The sequence below is a fragment of the Pseudomonas sp. B21-017 genome (assembly GCF_024749245.1).
Classification (GTDB): domain Bacteria; phylum Pseudomonadota; class Gammaproteobacteria; order Pseudomonadales; family Pseudomonadaceae; genus Aquipseudomonas.
This window is the reverse complement of record NZ_CP087194.1, coordinates 2425910-2446895: the sequence shown is the minus strand read 5'-3', so window position 1 is coordinate 2446895 and position 20986 is coordinate 2425910. Positions and strand designations below refer to the sequence as shown.

General features: G+C 61.5%; 17 protein-coding genes and 1 tRNA gene. 8 read left to right on the top strand and 10 right to left on the bottom strand.

Annotation, left to right across the window (positions count from 1 at the left end; genetic code table 11):
* The first annotated feature begins 13 nt into the window (after positions 1 to 13).
* Positions 14 to 1159 carry an SRPBCC family protein gene (locus tag LOY28_RS11175; protein ID WP_258613827.1) on the top strand — a complete coding sequence of 382 codons (1146 nt, stop codon included), beginning with the start codon at positions 14 to 16 and terminating at the stop codon, positions 1157 to 1159.
* On the top strand, positions 1156 to 2244 hold the full coding sequence (locus LOY28_RS11170; protein ID WP_018927631.1) for an SMP-30/gluconolactonase/LRE family protein: 1089 nt from the start codon (positions 1156 to 1158) through the stop codon (positions 2242 to 2244). Before LOY28_RS11175 ends, LOY28_RS11170 begins: the two co-directional genes overlap by 4 nt.
* Positions 2245 to 2380: 136 nt before the next feature.
* On the opposite strand, the gene LOY28_RS11165 is transcribed toward LOY28_RS11170, so the two are convergent.
* The 7 genes from LOY28_RS11165 to LOY28_RS11135 all read right to left on the bottom strand — a co-directional run bounded on the left by LOY28_RS11165 (position 2381) and on the right by LOY28_RS11135 (position 11778).
* A complete protein-coding gene (locus LOY28_RS11165) occupies positions 2381 to 2623 on the bottom strand; it encodes a DUF465 domain-containing protein (protein ID WP_019649197.1) in 243 nt (80 codons plus the stop codon).
* A 175-nt stretch (positions 2624 to 2798) separates the two neighbouring features.
* The gene (locus LOY28_RS11160; protein WP_258613821.1) at positions 2799 to 4910 is read right to left on the bottom strand and encodes a PAS domain-containing sensor histidine kinase; all 2112 of its coding nucleotides are present in this window, start codon (positions 4908 to 4910) and stop codon (positions 2799 to 2801) included.
* Between the two features lie 180 nt (positions 4911 to 5090).
* Positions 5091 to 8189 (bottom strand): error-prone DNA polymerase, encoded by a 3099-nt coding sequence (locus tag LOY28_RS11155; RefSeq protein ID WP_408981036.1) that lies wholly within the window; start codon positions 8187 to 8189, stop codon positions 5091 to 5093.
* The gene (locus LOY28_RS11150) at positions 8165 to 9580 is read right to left on the bottom strand and encodes a DNA polymerase Y family protein (protein WP_258613812.1); all 1416 of its coding nucleotides are present in this window, start codon (positions 9578 to 9580) and stop codon (positions 8165 to 8167) included. The genes LOY28_RS11155 and LOY28_RS11150 overlap by 25 nt, the downstream gene beginning before the upstream one ends.
* A gap of 7 nt (positions 9581 to 9587) precedes the next feature.
* Positions 9588 to 10205: a translesion DNA synthesis-associated protein ImuA gene (imuA, locus tag LOY28_RS11145; RefSeq protein ID WP_019578465.1), complete on the bottom strand. Its 618-nt coding sequence runs from the start codon at positions 10203 to 10205 to the stop codon at positions 9588 to 9590.
* Positions 10205 to 10822, bottom strand: a complete 618-nt coding sequence (gene lexA / locus LOY28_RS11140; protein WP_258613807.1) for a transcriptional repressor LexA — start codon at positions 10820 to 10822, stop codon at positions 10205 to 10207. The genes imuA and lexA overlap by 1 nt, the downstream gene beginning before the upstream one ends.
* A 38-nt stretch (positions 10823 to 10860) precedes the next feature.
* Positions 10861 to 11778 (bottom strand): LysR family transcriptional regulator, encoded by a 918-nt coding sequence (locus LOY28_RS11135; protein WP_258613802.1) that lies wholly within the window; start codon positions 11776 to 11778, stop codon positions 10861 to 10863.
* 103 nt (positions 11779 to 11881) lie between these two features.
* Here LOY28_RS11135 and LOY28_RS11130 point away from each other — a divergent pair, with 103 nt between their 5' ends.
* Positions 11882 to 13624 carry an amidohydrolase gene (locus tag LOY28_RS11130; RefSeq protein ID WP_258613797.1) on the top strand — a complete coding sequence of 581 codons (1743 nt, stop codon included), beginning with the start codon at positions 11882 to 11884 and terminating at the stop codon, positions 13622 to 13624.
* Positions 13625 to 13728: 104 nt separating this feature from the next.
* Positions 13729 to 14466, top strand: a complete 738-nt coding sequence (locus tag LOY28_RS11125) for a TorF family putative porin (protein ID WP_258613790.1) — start codon at positions 13729 to 13731, stop codon at positions 14464 to 14466.
* A 100-nt stretch (positions 14467 to 14566) separates the two neighbouring features.
* Here the strand turns inward: LOY28_RS11125 and LOY28_RS11120 are convergent, their stop codons facing one another.
* On the bottom strand, positions 14567 to 15454 hold the full coding sequence (locus tag LOY28_RS11120) for a Dyp-type peroxidase (RefSeq protein WP_064617076.1): 888 nt from the start codon (positions 15452 to 15454) through the stop codon (positions 14567 to 14569).
* A 216-nt stretch (positions 15455 to 15670) separates the two neighbouring features.
* On the opposite strand from LOY28_RS11120, the gene LOY28_RS11115 reads away from it, so the two are divergent.
* Positions 15671 to 17296 carry an NADP-dependent glyceraldehyde-3-phosphate dehydrogenase gene (locus LOY28_RS11115; RefSeq protein ID WP_018927619.1) on the top strand — a complete coding sequence of 542 codons (1626 nt, stop codon included), beginning with the start codon at positions 15671 to 15673 and terminating at the stop codon, positions 17294 to 17296.
* Positions 17297 to 17382: 86 nt separating this feature from the next.
* Complete coding sequence (locus LOY28_RS11110) at positions 17383 to 18402, top strand: FUSC family protein (protein WP_019578458.1); 1020 nt, start codon at positions 17383 to 17385, stop codon at positions 18400 to 18402.
* An 8-nt stretch (positions 18403 to 18410) separates the two neighbouring features.
* On the opposite strand, the gene LOY28_RS11105 is transcribed toward LOY28_RS11110, so the two are convergent.
* Positions 18411 to 19304, bottom strand: coding sequence for a DMT family transporter (locus LOY28_RS11105; protein ID WP_258613782.1), 894 nt, complete (start codon positions 19302 to 19304; stop codon positions 18411 to 18413).
* Between the two features lie 135 nt (positions 19305 to 19439).
* On the opposite strand from LOY28_RS11105, the gene LOY28_RS11100 reads away from it, so the two are divergent.
* On the top strand, positions 19440 to 19877 hold the full coding sequence (locus LOY28_RS11100; protein ID WP_007941786.1) for an Lrp/AsnC family transcriptional regulator: 438 nt from the start codon (positions 19440 to 19442) through the stop codon (positions 19875 to 19877).
* Between the two features lie 88 nt (positions 19878 to 19965).
* Here the strand turns inward: LOY28_RS11100 and LOY28_RS11095 are convergent, their stop codons facing one another.
* Positions 19966 to 20637, bottom strand: a complete 672-nt coding sequence (locus tag LOY28_RS11095; protein WP_018927616.1) for a Bax inhibitor-1/YccA family protein — start codon at positions 20635 to 20637, stop codon at positions 19966 to 19968.
* A gap of 123 nt (positions 20638 to 20760) precedes the next feature.
* On the opposite strand from LOY28_RS11095, the gene LOY28_RS11090 reads away from it, so the two are divergent.
* Positions 20761 to 20848: transfer RNA gene (locus tag LOY28_RS11090), tRNA-Ser, on the top strand.
* The last annotated feature ends 138 nt before the right edge of the window (positions 20849 to 20986 follow it).

The following is a 20986-nucleotide window of genomic DNA, read 5'->3' as shown; positions in this document are numbered from 1 at the left end:
ACAGGTGAACCCAGTGAGGCAGACCACCGAAGCGTTCCGCGCGCGCTACCGTGCCGACATTCATCCGCTCTACAACCCTTGGTTGCACGGCGCCTTTGTGTTGCTGTTCGGGTTGCTGGCCATCGGTGGGTTCTGGAGCACGGTGCATCAGGTGCAACCGCTGGAATGGCTGGCGGTGCCGCTGACCCTGTTGTTTTTCAACTTCGGCGTGTACGTCGTGCATCGGCATCTGGGGCACCACAAAAAGAGCATGGCGCGGATGTTCTACGCCCGTCACGCCGGTGACCATCACAGCTTTTTCACCCCCGGACACATGACCTGTGACAGCGCCCGGGACTGGCGAGTGATCCTGTTTCCAGCCTGGCTGATCGTGTTGCACACCCTCGTCATCACGGGGCCTGCCTGGTGGTTGCTGGCTCAGATCAATAGCAACGTCGCGGGGCTGTTTGGCGGCTGCATGGTGCTCGGTTACCTGACCTACGAGGTGTTCCATGCCTGCGAGCATCTACCGCCCGGCAACCCGGTGACGCGTTTGCCGTGGATCCGCCAGATGCGCCGTCTGCATGAGCTGCATCACCGTCGTGAGCTGATGCAGGAGCGCAATTTCAATATCGTGTTGCCCCTGATGGACTACCTGTTCGACACCCTCTACTGGGAACCGGAGCAAGCGCCCCCGCACCTGACGAGCACGTCCATGACCCGTATGCAGCATGTGATCGACATCGCTGGAAACCCAGTGGCTGTGCTCGCCTACGCCAGCACAGCGACCCATTGGCCGCAGTGGCATCCGTCCTCCCTCAAGGTCGACGGCCAGAGCGGCCCGCTGTATGCCGGGGAGCGATTCGAGGAAGACATTCGGGCCGGCGGGCGTGAGGGGCATTTGAGCTGGGAAGTCGACGAATACCTGCCCGGACGCCGCTGGAGGGCTCGGGCCCGGGGCGATCATGGTCTGTCGTTGGTGGTGACTTACGAGTGTGAGGTTGAGGGCGATGACACGCGGTTTGTCCGTACTCTGGAATACAGCTTCAGCGGCCTGGCAATGCGCATTGCCAATCGTCTGGTGCTCAAGCGGCGCATCGAGCGCGAATCGGCGGAGTCGATGCTGGCGTTACGCGAGATGGCGCAAAAACATCTGGCCCTGGCAGGAGTCAGCGCATGAAAAGACCCCTCAAGTTTCGGCATTGGTTGCTGCTGCTGATCATCGTGATCAGTGCCTTGCTGTTTCTATTGCCGACCAAGGTTCAACCGGTAGCCTGGACACCGCCAACGGCGCCCTCCCTCGTCGAGGGCATCTACGCCGACAACCAGCGACTCAAAGGCGTGAAGCGGGTCGGTGCTGCTGACATCGACGGCCCTGAGGCGTTGCTGCTGGAGAAAGACGCCCTTATCACCGGCCTGCATGACGGCCGGTTGATTCGCACCAGCCTCGACGGCAAAACCACCCAGGTGCTGGCTGATACCGGTGGCCGGCCGCTGGGCCTGGCGCGGCACCCCAATGGTTTGTTGGTGATCGCCGACGGGGTCAAAGGCTTGCTGTCGCTCGACGCTCAGGGCCGGTTGATTCCATTGACCACCACGGCCAACAACCTGCCCTTCGGTTTTACCAATGACGTGGCCATCGACAAGCCCGGGCATTACGCTTATTTCAGCGACTCCTCCAGCCGTTGGGGCTACGGCAAGGATGGCGAGGCGATCATCGAGCACGGTGGCGACGGCCGTTTGCTGCGTTATAACTTCCAGACCGGCAATACGGCGGTCCTGCTGGACAAACTGGAGTTCGCCAACGGCGTGACACTGGGGCCTGACGACGCGTTTGTGCTGGTCAATGAAACTGGCGCCTATCGCATCAGCCGCTATTGGCTGACCGGGCCGAAAGCCGGCACCCACGATCTGTTCATCGACAATTTGCCGGGGCTGCCGGACAACCTGGCATTCAATGGCCGCGACCGTTTCTGGGTGGCGCTGTATGCACCGCGCAATGCACTGCTCGACACCACGGCGCCCTACCCTCTGGTACGCAAAATGATCGTGCGGGCGATGACTATTCTGCCCAAGCCCCTGGAGAAACGTGCCTTCGTCCTGGGACTGGACCTCGACGGCAAAGTGATTGCCAATCTGCAGGACGCCAGCAGCGGCAACTACTCACCCATCACCACCGTGCGCGAATATGGGGACTGGTTGTATCTGGGGTCGCTGAAAGCCCGGCACATGGCGCGGTTGCCGTTGAGTGCCGCATTGAAATAGAGGGTGTAGCCAAAAGATCGCCCGAAGGTTCGGACCGCGTTCGGACGATCTTTTGATTTTGAATCAACGCAGATCTCGTATTGATCCCCGTTCCAATTGTTCAGTCACCGGTCGTCGGTGATTCTGCACAGCGTCCTCAGGACGGCGTCTTAAGTCGCTCAGCGATCTTGTCCTTGACCTGCACACGCTTCTCCTTGAGCTTCTTCAGTACCTCATCGCTGGGCGCATCCGATTGTGCGGACTCGGCCTTCACCACCTCTGCGTCCGCCTGGATGTACTTGTTGAGCAGTGAATCCAGTAACGGATCCTTGGTGCGTTTTTGCTGGATCTCTTCCTTCGTGCAGCGCAAGTCCTGATAAAGGTCATGGGTCACCGGCATGGAACACCTCCGTTTGTTAATCGGTGGCAAACGTGATCGATGGCGTTCGCCAATTATCAGAATGGCCTCGCTTACCCGGTTCTGTCGACCGTCTATCAGACCAGCGGCGTCCGTTCGTCGTCCTGTCGCAAACGCGATACCCCCTTGCCCGAGCGCCTGGAAAGCCCCCCTTGAATCAACCACCGAGTACCGTACGAACCATTCGTGTCAGCGCCTCGGGACCATAAGGTTTGCTCAGCAAATAAGTGTCAGAGCTGAGTTGGTGATCGCGCGAAATGATGTCGCGGGTGTGTCCGGAGGTAAACAACACCGCCACCGGAGGGTTTTGCACCTTGGCCCAGGCGGCCAGGTCCGAGCTTTTGATCAAGCCGGGCATGACCACGTCGGTAAAGATCAGGTCCACTGTCGCACCGTCGAGCAACATCTGCATCGCCAGGTCACCGTTGGCCGCGGTCAGGACCTGATAGCCCTCTTCGCACAACAAGTCCACGGCCGAACTGCGCACCGCTTCGTTGTCCTCGACCACCAGAATGGTTTCATGCCCGCCCCGGTGCTGCGGAGCATGGCGCATTGTTTCGTCAGGCAACGGGCGCAAGCTGCGAGGGAAATACAGCTGCACCCGAGTGCCCCGCCCGACGACGCTGGAAATCTCGATATGCCCGCCGCTCTGTTTGACGAACCCGAACACCATACTCAAACCCAGGCCGGTGCCTTGACCATCAGCCTTGGTGGTGAAAAACGGCTCGAAGGCCTGTGCAAGCACTTGCGGCGGCATGCCGACGCCCGAGTCCGCCACCGTCACGCAGACATAATCGCCAGCGACGATGCCCTTGCCGGCGCAAAACTTGCGGTCGAGGACGATGTTCTCTGCGCTGAGGGCAATGGTCCCCTCGCCGTTCATGGCATCTCGGGCGTTGATCGCAAGGTTGAGAATGGCGTTTTCCAGTTGATTGCAGTCCACGTAGAAGTGCCATGGATCGTCAGGTGCGGACACCTTGATCTGGATCGTCTCTCCCAGCGCGCGCTGCAATAATTCCCCGAGGTCTTCGAAGATCTGCCGTGGGTCGCATACGGCCGGTGACAACGGCTGACGTCGGGCAAAGGCGAGTAATTGCGAAGACAATTTGGCCCCGCGCTCGACTGCGGCAATTGAGGCGCCGACCCGGCGCTGCACGTTGGCGTTATCCGGCTCATGACGCGCCAGCAAGTGCAGGTTGCCGGCGATCACCTGTAACAGGTTGTTGAAGTCATGGGCCACCCCGCCGGTGAGACCGCCAATGGCTTCGAGTTTCTGTGATTGACGCAGCTGCTCTTCGGCCGCCAGCCGCGCCTCGACTTCTTCAGCGACTCGTTGCTCCAGGTTGCGGGTGAACTTGAGCAAGGACTCTTCGGCAATCTTGCGTTCGTGGATGTCGATCAACACCCCTGGAAAGCGCAACGCTTCACCTTGCTCATTGAACTCGCAACACCCGCTGGCGAGCACCCACAGGTAACTGCCATCGGGACGCAGGACCCGATATTCGGCGTTATAGGGCACGCCGGTTTCCACCGACTGATTCATCCGCTCCCGGGCCCAGCTGCGATCATCGGGATGGATCTGCATTTGGGCGATGGCTGGTGGCAAGTTGGCCAGGTCCTGGCCTGGCGGATAGGAAAACGTGCGTGCGAATCGCTCGTCGCCCGATAGCACATCAGCCTTGATGTCCCAGACAAACGAGCCGAGCAAAGCCCCGGCATTGAGGGCCAGGCGAACCCTTTCATTATCGGCACGATAGGCGTTTTCGGCTTCTTGGCGTCGGCGTTCGGAAATCACATGGTCAGTGGTTTCGACCACCATTGCCATGACCCCGGCGGGACACCCGTCATCATTGGAGACAGGACTGTAGTAAAGGTCCATCCAGACGTCTTCGGGAACGCCGTCGCGCAGCAATACCAGGGCTTTGTTGTGATAAGACAAGGTGCCGCCCGCAAGACAGGTGTCCACCACATGCCGATTGAATTCGGCGACCTCCGGCCAGCCCAACTCCACCGGGGAGCCCAGCAGGTAAGGATGGCGGCCACCGGCAAATCTTGAGTAGGCGTCGTTATAGATCATGTAACCGGGGCGGCCCCACAGCATCACCATCGGCAGCGGTGAAGCGAGCAGTAACTGCACCGCGCTGCACAGACTCCCGGGCCAGGTGTCGATGCGTCCGAGTTCGGTCAGGCTCCAGTCGAACGCACGAATGCGTTCGGCCATTTCGCCGCTCCAACCGGTACAACCGTGGCTATTGTCTAGAAACTGCATCGACTGGCCTATGTCTTGTGAATGACATGTTTTCAGGCAGTGCAACAGCATGAGGAGACGGTGCCTGCCCGTTTGTTTCGAGCACTGCCGACGCCAATGGTTTCATTGAGGTATAGCTGATTCTCGACCGGCCCCTGCGACAAGCTGCTCCTGCGCAGGTGACATATCCACCGCCAAGGCTCAGTGGAAATCCCGACTGCGCACATAGATACCGTCGAGCAATGAACTCAGGTCGCTCAAGCGTCCTGCAATCAGGTGCCGCACCTCGCCCACCTGTTCCCAGCGCCCGTCGACCTTGAGCAATTGCGAGCCGACCAATACCTGCCGTTGCCGTTCGGCCAGGTCGCGCCAGACCACCACGTTGACGTTGCCGAATTCGTCTTCAAGCGTCACGAAGGTCACACCGCTGGCGGTTCCCGGACGCTGCCGACCGGTGACCAGCCCGGCGACGCTGACCGGACGCCCATGCTCGACCATCAGCAGTTCCCTGGAGCTGCGACAGCGTCGGGCCTTGAGCTCCCCCCGCAGCAACGCCAGCGGATGCGGGCCGAGGGTGGTGCCGACACTGGCGTAATCGGCTTGCAGGTCCTCGCCCACGGTGGGTTTGGGCAGCTCCACTGCCGGCTCTTCCTGACTCGGCAGACCGGCAAACAAACCGAGCTGCTTCTGCACCCCCGCCACCTCCCAGCGCGCCCGATGCCGGTCACCGGCCAGCCCGCGCAGTGCACCGGCATCGGCCAGTTGTTCCTGGGCGCGGGCATCGAGTCGTGCCCGTTCGCCGAGGTCGGCGATGTCGGCAAACGCCCCTTTCGACCTTGCCGTCTCGATACGCCGGGCATCGTCTTCGCGAAAGCCCTTGATCATCCGCAGCCCCATGCGAATCGCCGGCTGCGCGCCGGTGATCGGTTCCAGGCTGCAATCCCAGTCACTGGCCCGCACGTCCACCGGGCGAATCTGCAAATGATGGCGGCGGGCGTCCTGGAGAATCTGGTCCGGGCTGTAGAACCCCATCGGCCAGCTGTTGATCAGCGCACAGGCAAAAGCCGCCGGCTCGTGGCATTTCAACCAGCAACTGGCGTAGGTCAGCAAGGCGAAACTGGCGGCGTGGGATTCGGGAAAACCGTAATCGCCGAAGCCTTTGATCTGCTCGAAGATCTGCACGGCGAACTCCGCCGTGTAGCCGTTTTTCTTCATTCCGTCCGCCAGGCGTTCCTTGTGCGGTTCCAGTCCGCCGTGGCGTTTCCAGGCCGCCATGGAGCGGCGTAACTGATCAGCCTCGCCGGGGCTGTAGTCGGCGGCGACAATCGCGATCTGCATCACCTGCTCCTGAAACAGCGGCACGCCCAGCGTACGTTTCAGCACCGCTTCAAGTTCTTTCGACGGGTATTTCACCTCTTCTTCGCCCTTACGCCGCCGCAGGTAGGGATGCACCATCCCGCCCTGAATCGGCCCCGGACGAACGATCGCCACCTCGATCACCAGATCGTAGAAGTTCTTGGGCTTGAGCCTGGGCAGCATCGACATCTGTGCCCGGGACTCGATCTGGAACACCCCGATGGTGTCCGCATGGCCAATCATCTCGTAGGTTTGCGGGTCTTCGGCCGGCACCGTCGCCAGGCTCAGGTCGCGGCCCCGGTGCCGACGCAGCAGATCGAAACAACGGCGAATCGCGCTGAGCATGCCCAGCGCCAGAATATCGACCTTGAGCAGCCCGACCGCATCCAGATCGTCCTTATCCCACTGGATGATGGTGCGCTCGGCCATGGCGGCGTTTTCCACCGGCACCAGGCTGTCCAGAGGCTGCTCGGAAATCACGAAACCGCCGGGGTGCTGGGACAGGTGCCGGGGAAAACCGATCAGTTGCTGGGTCAGGCTCAGCACTCGACGCAACACCGGGCTATCGGGGTCGAAACCACCTTCACGCAGGCGCTCGACGGGCGGCGCCTGATTACTCCAGTGGCCGCAACAGTCGGCCAGGGCGTTGACCTGATCCGGCGGCAAACCCAACGCCTTGGCCACGTCGCGGATTGCGCCGGCACCGTGGTAAGTGCTGACCACCGCCGTCAGCGCCGCACGGGCCCGGCCATAACGCTGAAACACATACTGCAGGACTTCTTCGCGCCGCTCGTGCTCGAAATCCACGTCGATGTCCGGCGGTTCGTTGCGTTCCCTGGAGAGAAAACGCTCGAACAGCAGCGTGCTGCGTTCCGGGTCGATCTCCGTGATCCCCAGCACGAAGCACACCGCCGAGTTGGCGGCAGAACCGCGGCCCTGACAAAGGATGTGTTGCTGGCGGGCGAAATTCACAATGTCGTGAACCGTCAGGAAATAACTCTCGTACCCCAGCTCGGCAATCAGCTCCAGTTCCTTGTCGATCTGCGCCAACACCTCGGCCTTGGGGCTTTTTTCCCAGCGCCAGCGAATCCCCTTTTCTGCCAGCACCCGCAGCCAGGACGTGGCCGTGTGCCCCTCGGGCACCAGTTCCCGGGGATATTGATAACGCAACTGACCGAGGTCGAAAGTACAGCGCCGGGCGATGTTCAGCGTCTCGTCGAGCAGCGCCTGCGGGTAGAGATCGCGCAAGTCGTCGAGGCTGCGCAAATGCCGTTCGCCATTGGGGTGCAGACGCAACCCGGCCTCGGCCACGGGAACGTGATGGCGGATTGCGGTCATGGTGTCCTGCAAGGCGCGCCGGCCGCGGGCGTGCATATGCACATCGCCGCTGGCCACCGCCGGGATCCGCAGTTCCCGCGCCAGGGTCAGCAGTGCTGCCAGTCGCCGGGTGTCGTCCTGCCCGCGATGTAACTGAACGCTCAGCCACAGGCGCTCGGCGAAGCTCTGCTTCAGCCAATGGCCCTGCGCAAAATCATCGACGGCGTCCGGCGCCCACAACGCCAACAGCCCCGGCAACGGCTCACTGAAATCCTCCCGCAGCACCTGATACTGGCCTTTCTGCGTGCGGCGTCTGGCGCGGGTAATCAGTCGGCACAGGGCTTGATAACCTTCGAGGTTTTCCACCAGCAGCACCAGTTTCGGGCCATTTTCGATACGTATTTCGCTGCCGATGATCAGCGGCAGCTCCACGGTCTTGGCCGCCTGCCAGGCACGGACGATACCCGCCAGCGTGCATTCGTCGGTGATTGCCAGCGCTTGATAGCCCTGCTTTTTCGCCCGTTGAAAAAGCTCAAGCGCACTGGAGGCACCGCGCTGGAAACTGAAGTTCGACAGGCAGTGCAGCTCGGCATAGTCGACGCTCATGCGAACCAGCCTTGCAGCCACAACGGACCGTCTTCGCCCACCGCCCGATAGGCCCAGCCCTGCTGACCGGAACGGGTTTCGATCAGGTAGTAATCGCGGCGCACGTCGTCGCCGTCCCACCAGCCGGACTCGATGCGCTCCGGCCCCATGAGGATGCGCGTCGAGCTTTCGTGTACCGCCTGCGGTTCAGTCAGCAACCAGCCTGGACGTTGCACGGCAGGCAGCCCCTCGCAGGCCTGGCTGTCGACAGTGGTCTGCCACGCGCATTCCGGCCGGTGATCGGCCTGGAAGCGCAAGCCCTGCACCGCGTCATCCCCCAGCCGTGCGCGCAAGCGTTCACGCAGTTGCTCCCAGGGCAAGGACTGCTGCGGACGATCGTCGAACAGCTCCTGACGCTGGGGCACGAAGGCCGGCAGATCTTCGGCGCGCAGACGAAAACCGCGCACCGGGGCTTCGACCTGAACCTGTTCCAGCCGCCCTCGGGCCAGTTCGAACAGCATCGCCGGATCGCGCTCGGCGCTGAGCAGGCCGACCTTGATCACGGTGTCCGGCAAGCCGGCGTGTTCCAGGTGCAAGTCGAAACGTTGCACGCCGCTGTCCCGGCCGCAGAGGAACGCCGACAGATCGCCGGTCAATCGTCTTAAAGGAAACAACAATGCCTGATGGGATTGCACATCGAAATTGAGTTCGATGCGCACATCGAAACGGTCCGGCGGCAGGTAAAACGCCAGTGCCAGCCGCCGCTCACCGAACAGGCTGTCCAGATGCTTGAGCACCTGGGCCTCGAAACGCCGGGCCAGGCTATGCCGGGGCAGCGCCTGCACCTGACTCAAGGTGCGCAGCCCCATGCGCGATAACGCCGTAGCAACGCTGGGCTCCAGGGCAATGCGATCGACGGGCAGTTGCCCGAGGTGATGCTGCAAGGCTTGGCTGTCCGGCACCACCAGACCGTCATAAACGTTGGCCAGCACCCGCGCCGCCACCGGATTTGGCGCGGCGACAATCCGATGGCGAAACCCCAGCTCAGCGAGCTCGGCGCGCAGCCGCGCCTCGAACTGCGGCCAGGGCCCGAACAAGCCCAGGCTGGATTCGATTTCAAACACCACGGCACGCGGGTAATGCACGCTGACCTGGGAGCTGAACCGATAGGCCCAGGCGGCCAGGAACTGCTGCCAATGTTCGATTTCGGCGGCATCGTATTCGGCGGTGACGAACCCTTTGCTCAGGGCCTGGGCGGCGGTCATAGACTGACCGGGTCGCAAACCCAGCGCCCGTGCCGCACCGTTGACCGCCTGCAGCACCCGCCGCTGGGCCGGGCCGGTCAGCAGCGCCAACGGCTCATCGGGGTCGGGGCGCTGACGCAGTACCGCGTCCAGCGCCAATTGTGGGAAGACAATGCACACCCAGCGCATGGCAACCTCAATGCCCCACGGCAAAGGCAATCGGCGCCGAACGGGCCAGCCCGCCCCGGCACTTGAGCACCCGCAACTGAGCAGGCTTGGCGTCGATGGCGATGCGCAGGGCCGCTGGCGACGGGTTGATGGCTTCACTGAGCGAGCGATAGGCGAACGCCAGGGTCTGCCCGGTTTCGGCCGCCACCTGCAAACGTCGCAACGCCCGGTCATCGGCCTTGTGCGGCCAGCACAACACCGCCCCGCAACTGCCCGAACGCAGGCATTGTTCCGCCGCCCACAGCGCATCGCGCTCGCTGGCCTGGATGATCGACAACTGGCGCAGATCGACCCCGGCGTTCTGCCAGGCCTGGGGATACGGCACGTAAGGCGGCGCCACCAGCACGATGCGCTCGCCCGCCGCCGACAGCCGTGCCAGCGTCGGCCACACCAGTTGCAACTCACCCACGCCCTGCCCGGCCAGGAGGATTTCGCTCAGCGCCGCTTCCGGCCAGCCACCGCTCGGCAACGCCGCATCCAGCGCCGCATGCCCCGTGGGTTGCGGGCTGACGGCCGGTGGCGCAGGTCGGCCCTTCCAGACCTGGCCGCCATTGAACAGCGTATCCAGCGCAACGACGGCGCCCATCACCCTTGCCTCACCAGACCACAGAACACGCCTTCGATGGCCAGCTCCTGATCGGCTCGAACAATGATCGGCTGGTAAGCCGGATTGCGCGGCAACAGGCGAACGGCATCGCCGACCCGCTCGAAACGCTTGATGGTGACTTCGCCGTCGAGCCGCGCCACCACGATCTGGCCGTTGAGCGCTTCAGGATTGCGCCGCACGCCCACCAGATCGCCGTCGAGAATGCCGTCCTCGATCATCGAATCACCCTGGACCCGCAGCATGTAATCCGGCACCCGCGAGAAGATCGACGGATCGAGCAGCAAGCGGCTGTGGACCTCGGCATCGGCACCGATCGGCGCACCGGCCGCCACTCGGCCCAGTACCGGAACGTCCAGCAGCTCGGGCCGCGGCGGCTGGTTCAACAAGCGGATGCCGCGCGCCTGATGCGGATTGACCTCAATGAAACCCGCCTCGGTCAGCGCCAGCACGTGCTTGCGCGCCACGCTACGGGAGGCGAAACCGAAGGCCTCGCTGATTTCAGCAAGGCTCGGGGACTGACCGTGTTCGGCGATGCGATCGCGGATGAAGGTCAGGATGGCGGTACGGCGGGGAGTTAAAGTCGTCATGGAGTACATTTGTACTCTTTCGGCTTTTTCCTGGCAAGGACCGCCAGTCAGCTCAGCCCGCGAGAGGCCAGAAACCCGGCGATGTAATCGATAAAAGCCACGACTTTGGCGGTCGCTCGCCGATGGCTCGGGTACACCGCCAGAATGTGCGGGCCAAAGCTGTCGGGATCGATGTCGTAGTCCGCCATCACCCGCACCAGTCGACCGTCGGCCAGATACGGCGCAGCGCTCCATAGCGGCGTGTGCAACAACCCGCGTCCGGCCAGCGCATTGGCCAGCAGCAAGTCGTAATTGTCGCTGCGCAGCCGTGGCGCCTGGGGTTGCGGCAGGCTAAAGCGCTGCCCATCGCGCTCGGCCCACCAGAATTCGCGGCTGAGCAAGGGATGGCGATACAGCAACCATTCGTGCTCATCGAGGGTTTGCGGGGTGACCGGCAACGCCTTGCGCGCCAGATAGGCCGGGCTGCCACACAACGCCAGACGATTGCTGCCAACGACGCGGGCGATCAGCCCCGGCAGGTCGTCATGGCCTTCGCGCAGGGCCAGGTCGTAGCCGCTTTCCAGCAGATTGACGAACTCATCGCACAGGTCCACTTGCAGATTGATCTGCGGATACTGCTCCAGAAAACCGCCACACACCTGATCGAGAAAGGCATGCCCATAGGCCAGTGGCGCGGTGATTTTCAGATTGCCGCGCAGGCCATGCTGCAACTGCTCGATTTCCTCACCGGCCTCGTCCAGCCGCTGCAACACCTGACGCGCGGTTTCCAGGTAGAGCCGCCCCACTTCCGTCAGCAGAATCCGCCGGGTGCTGCGCTCGAACAGCCGGGCACCGAGCTCGGCCTCCAGGTGATTGACCGCTTTGGTCAGGGCCGACGGGGTCTTGCCCAGTTGCTCGGCGGCGCGGCTGAAACTGCCCAGTTGCGCCGTGACCACGAACATTTTCAACGCACCCAACTTGTCCATTCTTTTTCCATTCCGGCAAAAACGTTTTTCGTGAGTGAGGCGTTCTGTTGAGCATAAGCAGCCACTAATCTGGCCATCAGACGCAATAACAAGGAAACATTCAATGAAAAGATTCCTCCCGAATCTATTGATGGCCGCTGTGGCTTTTGCCTCGATGGAAGCCATGGCAGCGACCGATCTGGTGCTGCTCAACGGCAAGATATTCACCGCCGACCGCAACCAGCCCAAGGTGCAGGCCCTGGCGGTGCAGGACGGCAAAGTGCTGCAAGTTGGCAGCGATGCACAGATAAAAGCCTTGATTGAATCGCAAACGAAAGTGATCGACCTCGGCGGCAAGACGTTGATGCCCGGCCTGATCGACAGCCATTCCCACGCGATTTTCGGCGGTCTGGAAATGGCCTCGGCCAATATGGAAGATGAGGTGGTCGACCTCGATGAGCTGGAAAAACGCCTGCGCGGATGGCGTGATGACGGCAAGGCGAAACACGGCGATGTGCTGAGCGTGGCCGGCATGAGTTCGGCGTATTGGGCCCAGGCCGAGGCCCTCGGCAAAAAATTCAACAGCGGCGAATGGGCCAAGGTGCCTGTGGTGTTCACCGGCAGCGACCACCACACCGCCTGGGCCAACAACGTCATGCTCGAACGCGCGGGCATCGACGCCATCCTGCTGCAAAACCTGCCGGCCGCCGAACTCGACACCATTGGCAAGCTTGCCGACGGTAGCCCCAACGGTTTTCTGGTGGACGCCGGTTGGGATCGGGTTGCGTTAAAAATGCCCGCGCCCAGTGCCGCCGACATGCTGCGCGCCGCGCAAACCGCCGTGCGCTACAACAACAGCCTGGGCATTACGGCCTGGATGGACCCCGCTGCCAACGCCGCCCCCGGCGAGCCGGTGTTTGCCCTTAAACCCACGGAGAAAACCGTCGGCGTACTGCCGGTGTACAAAGCGCTGTCGCAAAGCGGTGGCATGACCGCCCACGTCGCGGCCCTGCTGGTGGCCAATCCGAAAAGCGTACCGGCCGATCTCGACACGCTGGACAAGGTCCGCCAGCAATTCCAGGGCATCCCCAACCTGACCCTGCCCGGTATCAAGATCTTTGCCGACGGCGTGATCGAATACCCGGCCCAGAGCGCGGCGATGATCGATCCTTACACCAACTCGCAAAAACAGGGCGAGTTGCTGATCGATCCGAAGCACTTCGGCGAACTGGTCAGTGCCATCGATCAACGCGGCTGGCGGGTGCACATCCACGCCATCGGCGACCGCGCGGTACGCGAATCCCTGAACGGCATCGCCCAGGCGCGCAAGGATCGCCAGAGCGGCGTGACTCACTCGATCACCCACTTGCAAATGGTCAACCCGAAAGAGTTTGCGCGGTTCAAACCGCTCAACGTCATCGCCTCCATGCAGTTGCTCTGGGCCTCCGCCGACGATTACACCCTGGACATGATCAAGCCTTACGTCAGCGCCCTCGCCTTCCGCTATCAGTACCCGGCGCACTCGCTGCTCAAACAGGGCGCGACGATCGCCGGAGCCAGCGACTGGCCGGTGTCTTCGCCCAATCCGTGGAACGCCATGGCCCAGGCGATCACCCGAAACGGCCCGTTGGGTGTGTTGAACGCCGACGAACGCATCGACCGGGAAACGATGTTCTACGCCTACACCCTCAACGCCGCCCGCACTATCGGTCTAGAGAAGCAAATCGGCTCGTTGAGCCCCGGCAAGCAAGCCGATTTCATCGTTCTGGACCGCGACGTGTTCAGCGTCGATGAGAAAGCCCTGCACGACACCCAAGTGCTGCAAACCTGGTTCGCCGGTCGCGAAGTCTACGCCCCGACACTCTGAGAAAAATCGCCTGTACACGCTGCCCAACTCCGCATTCATCGCTGGGGTCTGGAGCAGCGTTGTCTCAAATCTGCCCATAACAATCACAACAAAGGCACTGCACCATGAAAGCGTTCACCCCGTTCGCCCTCGCATCCTTCAGCCTGTTGCCCCTGGGCAGCCAGGCCCTGCCCTTGAATGACGACTTCGCCGTGCTGGTCGACCTGACCCTGGCCAGCGACTATCGCACTCGCGGCATCTCGCAAACCCAGAACGACCCCGCCGTGCAAGCCGGTGTGACCCTGGCCCACAGCAGCGGCCTGTACCTGGGCGCCTGGAGTTCGAACGTCGATTTCGGCGGTGGCCTGAAAACCCGTCAGGAAGTCGACTACTACGTTGGTTGGCTGTGGCAGGCGACCGACGCCGTCAGCCTGGATGTCGGCTATCTCAAATACGCGTATCCAAAAGAGAGCCAGTTCAATCAGAGCGAGGTCTACGGGATTCTCGACGTCTATGGCGTGAAACTCGCGGCCTATTACTCTGCCGATGCACCGGGCATCGACAGCAAACAGAGCACGTTGTACCGCTACGTTGGCTACGAAACCGAATTGCCCTATGGGCTGGGGCTGAAACTGCGCTACGGCGAAATGGACTTCAAAGACCCGCGCCTGTATTCGGCCTCGGGGCATGGCGAGGAGGCTTACCACGAGTGGGAGGCGAAGCTGACCCGCGAAGTGGCCGGGGTGCTGCTAGGGTTGAGTTACATCGATACCGATTTGTCGAAAAGCCAATGCATCAGCAACTGGGGGTTCGACGATGTGTGCAGCGCGACCCTGGTGGCGAGTGTCAGCAAATCCTTTTAATGGTTTTTTGTAGGAGCGAGGCTTGCCCGCGAAAGCGTTTTACCTGACACACCGCCTTCGCGGGCAAGCCTCGCTCCTACACGTGTACGCGATCCGCTATTTAGCCGACACGCAATGCGCGCAGGTCGAGGCGACCGTCCTTGAGCGGCGGGCACCAGTAGTAGCCGCCAGTGATCGGTCGGCTGATGCGGTACAAACCGTCGGTGATGCCGTCCTCCAGACCGCTCATGCGTCGCAGTTGGGCTTCGAATGCATCGAGGGAAAAACCGAATGCCAGGAACATCAGGCCGGCGCGATCGCCTTCGATCCACGGCATCGAGCGACGGACCACGAAGGCTTCCGGTGCGAAGCTTTCCTGGGCGGTGCGTTTGACGTGGGCAGAGATCGGCGCGTCGTCGAGTTCTTCGTTGTCGCTCAGGCGCCGGCCCATGATGTTGTCCTTCTCGTGGGACGGCATCGCGTGGAAGCCTTTCAAGTCATGCTGCCATTGCTGGATCGCGGCGAAGCTGCCACCGACCAGCCCCTCAGCGCCCTTGCCCAGCAGCGCGGCGGCGACAGCGGCTTCGTCGTGAGGGTTTTCGGTGCCGTCTTCGTAACCGGTCAGGTCATGGCCAGTCATGTGGCGGAAGGTTTCGTTCATCTGCACCAGACGCAGGGCCGGTGCCAGCGCGGCTTCGATCGCGTGGCTGCGATTGAGCAGTTCGCCACGGTCAACACCGTGCAACCAGCACCAGAGCGCGTGTTGGGTCGACGGGTTGTCGACGCCGACACCGACCAGCGCAGGAAAGGCGCGCAAGCCGTCGATCTGCGCGTGCAGCGCCTTGACCAGGGACTCGCCGAAACCGACCACCGCCGATTTTCCGTCCACCAGGCGCGTCAGGTTATCCAGCGCTGCCGGCAGTGCCTCGGCGGATTCGAGGGCGAAGAACATATGACGAGCTTGAGGCGGAACTGGGGTGGCGAGGATGCCCGGCTGGTAGTAACTCATATGAACTCCTTTGAGAAAGAGCGCGAAGTTTAACCGGGGGATCGTTACTTGTGTGTTCTCAAGGGGAAAAGATCGGCTTTCATGAGCGGATGAGCCGACAGATTCGCGATCCACAACGCCGAGCCCAAAAAACCCTAAGATGAATCATGACAAGCCAGGCCGAGGTCTGCTAAAACGATTCATCAGTGCATCACCCAATCCAGACGGGGTAGCGACATGACCACAGCATCGATCCTTGGCAACCTGTTTCCCACCGCCGACGGCATCCCGGAAAAGTATCGCCTCAACGGCCAGACCGAACAGCGCGAATACCTGGTCGACGGTGAACTGAAAACCTGGTCCGGCCCCCTCGCCCAGGTGCGCAGCCCGGTGTACCTGAGCGGCGCGAATGGCGACGAACAAGTGATCCTCGGCAGCACGCCGCTGCTCGATGCCGACACCGCCCTGACCGCGCTCGACGCGGCTGTCCGTGCCTATGACCGGGGCCAGGGTTTGTGGCCGACCATGCGCGTGGCCGAGCGTATCCAGCATGTCGAGACCTTCCTCGGTCGCATGCGCGAACAGCGCGAGGCGGTGGTCAAGTTGCTGATGTGGGAGATCGGCAAGAACCTCAAGGACTCGGAGAAAGAGTTCGACCGCACCTGCGACTACATCGTCGACACCATCAACGCCCTCAAGGAACTCGACCGCCGCTCCAGCCGCTTCGAACTGGAACAGGACACCCTCGGCCAGATCCGCCGCGTTCCGATGGGCGTGGCGTTGTGCATGGGGCCTTACAACTATCCGCTGAACGAGACCTTCACCACGCTGATTCCGGCGCTGATCATGGGCAACACCGTGGTGTTCAAGCCGGCCAAGCTGGGGGTGCTGTTGATTCGTCCGCTGCTGGAAGCCTTTCGCGACAGCTTCCCGGCCGGGGTGATCAACGTCATTTACGGCAGTGGCCGCGAGACCGTCAGCGCACTGATGGCCAGCGGCAAGATCGATATCTTTGCGTTTATCGGCACCAACAAGGCTGCCAGCGACCTGAAAAAGCTTCACCCGCGGCCTCACCGCTTGCGTGCGGCACTGGGCCTGGATGCGAAGAACCCCGGCATCGTGTTGCCAGAGGTGGATCTGGACAACGCGGTCAGCGAAGCCGTCACCGGCTCCCTGTCGTTCAACGGTCAGCGCTGCACCGCGCTGAAAATCCTCTTCGTCCATGAAGACGTGGTCGAAGCGTTCATCGAGAAATTCAACGCCAGGCTCGCCTCACTGAAACCCGGCATGCCGTGGGACAGCGGCGTGGCCCTGACACCGCTGCCGGAGGCGAGCAAAGTCGATTATCTGCATTCGCTGGTGGCGGACTCGGTCAGCAAAGGCGCCGCCGTGGTCAACCCCAATGGTGGTGAGTCCCGGGCATCGTTCTTCTACCCGGCCGTGTTGTACCCGGTGACACCGCAGATGCGCGTCTATCAGGAAGAACAGTTCGGCCCGGTCGTGCCGATCGTGCCTTACCGTCATCTGGACACCGTGATCGATTACGTCCTGGAATCGGACTTCGGCCAGCAACTGAGCATCTTCGGCACCAACCCGGTGGCGGTCGGCAGGCTGGTGGACACCTTCGCCAACCAGGTCGGCCGGATCAACCTCAACGCCCAGTGCCAACGCGGCCCCGACACCTACCCGTTCAACGGCCGCAAGAACTCCGCCGAGGGCACCTTGTCGGTGCATGATGCGCTGCGGGTGTTTTCGATCCGGACCCTGGTGGCGACCAAGTTCCAGGAAAGCAGTAAAGAGCTTCTCAGCGAGATCATCAGCGGCCGGAACTCGAGCTTCCTGACCACCGACTATATTTTCTGAGGACACCAAAATTTTCTGAGGACACCAGACTGAGCATCATCAAAGGCCTTCGACTGCCGCCGCTGTTGCGCCGAATACTGCGTCCATTGCTGGACCCGTACCGGCGCTACCGCCACGCCAAACTGATCCATGCGGTGCGGGTTTCCTTGGGGTTGCTGGCGACGATTCTGCTGACTACCGGCATCCATCTGCCCCACGGCGAATGGGCGTCGGTGACCATGCTGGTGGTGATCGGCGGCTTGCAGCACCACGGTAATATCGGCAAGAAAGCCGCCGAGCGAGCCATCGGCACCTTGATCGGGGCCGGTGTCGGCTTGTTGCTGGTGGCGCAACAGGCCTGGCTCGGGATGCCGTGGCTGACCTATTTCGCAATGTCGGTGGTGTGCGGGTTTTTCTCGTACCACGCCATCGGCAAGGGTGGTTATACGGCGCTGCTGTCGGCGATCACCGTGTTTATCGTTGCCGGGCACGGTGACAACCCGGTCACCGATGGCCTGTGGCGCGGGGTGGATATTCTGATCGGCATCGCCCTGGCACTGGCTTTCTCCTTTGCCCTGCCGCTGTACGCGGTGTACTCCTGGCGCTACAACCTGGCCGATGCGTTGCGCGACTGCGCGGCAATCTATGGCCGTATCATCAACGGCGAGTCCGTCGCCGCTGACGAGCACTTGAAGCTCATGAATCGCTTGAACGCAGTCATGGTGCAACTGCGCTCACTGATGCCCTCTGTGTCCAAGGAGGTGCGGGTTTCCATGACCGAACTCGATGCGATTCAGCGCAACCTGCGGATGTGCGTCAGCATCCTGGAAATCCTCGGCAATAGCCGGCCGAATGCCGATGACTCTGAGGCAATGGCCCACCTGCAATCGGCATTGAAAACCGAGCACCGACAGATCCGGGTGCAACTGATCGGTATGGCCCGGGCATTGAAATCGGGCGCTTCACAACGGCTCAGCCGGCCAGCCGAACCGCCATTGGACTCTACGCTTGATATGCCGGTCTACAGTCCACTGGATGGCTACCGATTGCTGACCCGACAATTGGCCGCGAACATCGGCGAGATGCGCCAGCGTCTGGCGAAAACCGCACCGCGCTGGAACATCTGAGAGGCCGTTTATTGTGTAGCCACCCGCCGAAGCTTCAGGCCCCAACCCTGTTGCATCCCGGCGGCGGCCAGCAGAATCGCGGCGACACCGATCCATTGCAGCGGCTCCAGGCGATGACCGAAGGCAAACCAGTCCACGAAAATCGCCGCAATCGGATAGATGAACGACAACGCGCCGGTCAGGGCGGTCGGCAGCTTTTGAATTGCCCCGTAAAGCAGCACATACATCAAACCGGTATGCACGATACCCAGGGTCACCAGGCTGGCCCAGGCACTGGGCGCTTGCGGCATCGCCGAGAAGTGCGCAAAGGGCGCGAGCAACAGCACGCCTGTGCAGACCTGGATCAACGCGATCAGATGCGGTGGCGTGCCGGTCAGGCGTTTGATGATCAATGCGGCAATCGCGTACAGGAAGGCAGCACCCAAGGCCAGAGCGATCCCCATCAGGTAATCGTTGCCACCCTCGCCTTGCTCACCATGTGCGCTGACAATCGCCAGCATCCCGAGAAACGAAATGCCCAGCCAGAACAGTTTTTTCAGGGTGATTTTCTCCCCGAGAAACAGCGCGGCCAGCCCCACCAACATGAACGGCTGGACGTTATAAACCGCCGTGCCGATGGCAATCGAGGCGCGAGAATAGGACGCGAACAACAACACCCAGTTACCGACAATCGCCACACCACTCAGTACGGCCAACACGAAAGTGGTGGACGTCAAAATGCCCGGGCGCAGAAAGCCGAACGCCGCGCAAATCAGCAACAAGGTGGCGGCACCGAACACACAGCGCCAGAACACCACGTCCAGCACCGGTTGCCCGGACACCAGCACGAACCAGCCAATGGTTCCGGAAATCAGCATGGCGGCGGTCATCTCGAATGAGCCGCGACGTAGTGTTCTGTCCATCATCAACCTCCTGTGTTTGAGGCCAAAGTATGCCAATCCGCCGAGGGGCTTCTCCAGCGCAAAAAGCAGGCTAAACTCGGTATCTGCCTTTTTTATCAAGGCTTATCCAGCCGATTGCCTAACAGGGGATTCGCCATGACCGACGACATCGACCAAGTGCTGATCAGCGCATTGATGGAAGACTCCCGCCGCTCGCTCAAGGCCCTGGCACAGATCAGCGGCCTGTCCTCGCCCAGCGTTGCCGAGCGCCTGCGCCGCCTCGAAGAACGCGGCGTACTCAAGGGCTATACCGTCGAAATCGACCCTAAATGCTTCGGCTATCAACTCCAGGCCATCGTCCGCATCCGCCCGTTACCGGGCCAGTTGCAGGAAGTGGAACGGCAGATTCAGGCGATCCCCGAATTCACCGAGTGCGACAAAGTCACCGGCGACGACTGCTTCATCGCCCGCCTGCATGTGCGCTCGATGGAACAACTGGACACCCTCCTCGACCGCCTCAACACCCACGCCGAAACCAACACCGCCATCGTCAAGAAAACCCCGATCAAACGCCGGCTGCCACCGATGGCGTGAGTGCTGTTTGGTTCGCAAAGACGTGGATACCCCGATTCCCAGGCGATAAAAAACCCGCCGAAGCGGGTTTTTTACTCAAGGCTGGCGATCAATCATCGCGGCCCATGATGCCGAACAGCTGCAGCAAGCTGATGAACAGGTTGTAGATCGATACATACAGGCTGATGGTCGCCATGATGTAGTTGCGCTCGCCGCCGTGAATGATGGCGCTGGTCTGGAACAGAATGCAGACCGAGGAGAACAGCACGAAACCTGCGCTGATCGCCAGTTGCAGACCGCTGATCTTGAAGAAGAAGCTCGCCAGCGTCGCACCCAGCAACACGAAGAAACCGGCCGTGATGAAACCACCCAGGAAGCTCATGTCCTTACGGGTGATCAGCACATAAGCCGACAGGCCGCCGAACACCAGCGCGGTCATCGCGAAGGCCGAGCTGACCACTTCCGCGCCGCCCTGCATGCCCAGGTAACGATTGAGGATCGGGCCGAGCAGGAAACCCATGAAACCGGTCAGCGCGAACGCAGAAACCAGGCCCCACGCCGAGTCACGGAGTTTGTTGGTGAGGAAGAAAAGGCCGTAGAAGCCGATCAGCACCACGAAGACGTTCGGGTAACCGACACGCATCTGCTGTGCGACAAACGCCATCACGCCGCTGAATGCGAGGGTGAGGGCGAGTAGGCCGTAAGTGTTGCGCAGGACGCGGCTAACCTCTAGCTGCTCAGCCTGCACGCTGTTATTAACTGCGTAATCCTGTTCGCGCATGGCGACACTCCTGTTGGTTTGAAACGTTCAGTCGCAAAGATCATAACAGACGCTCTGTAACAAGCCATGCAGAGAGTTTGACAGTGTGTTTCATTCAGGTATTATGGCGCCCGCAACGCAAACGGAGGTGTGGCCGAGTGGTTTAAGGCAACGGTCTTGAAAACCGTCGACTGTAACAGGTCCATGAGTTCGAATCCCATCGCCTCCGCCATCTTTATACGACAAAGCCCTGATTTTTCAGGGCTTTGTCGTTTCTGGGGTTTGGTGAAAATCTCGGCTCTCGGCATGTGTTCCATAACTATTATGGACGTGTTCCAGAACTCAGCGGCTGACCCCCCTCCTCCGGCGT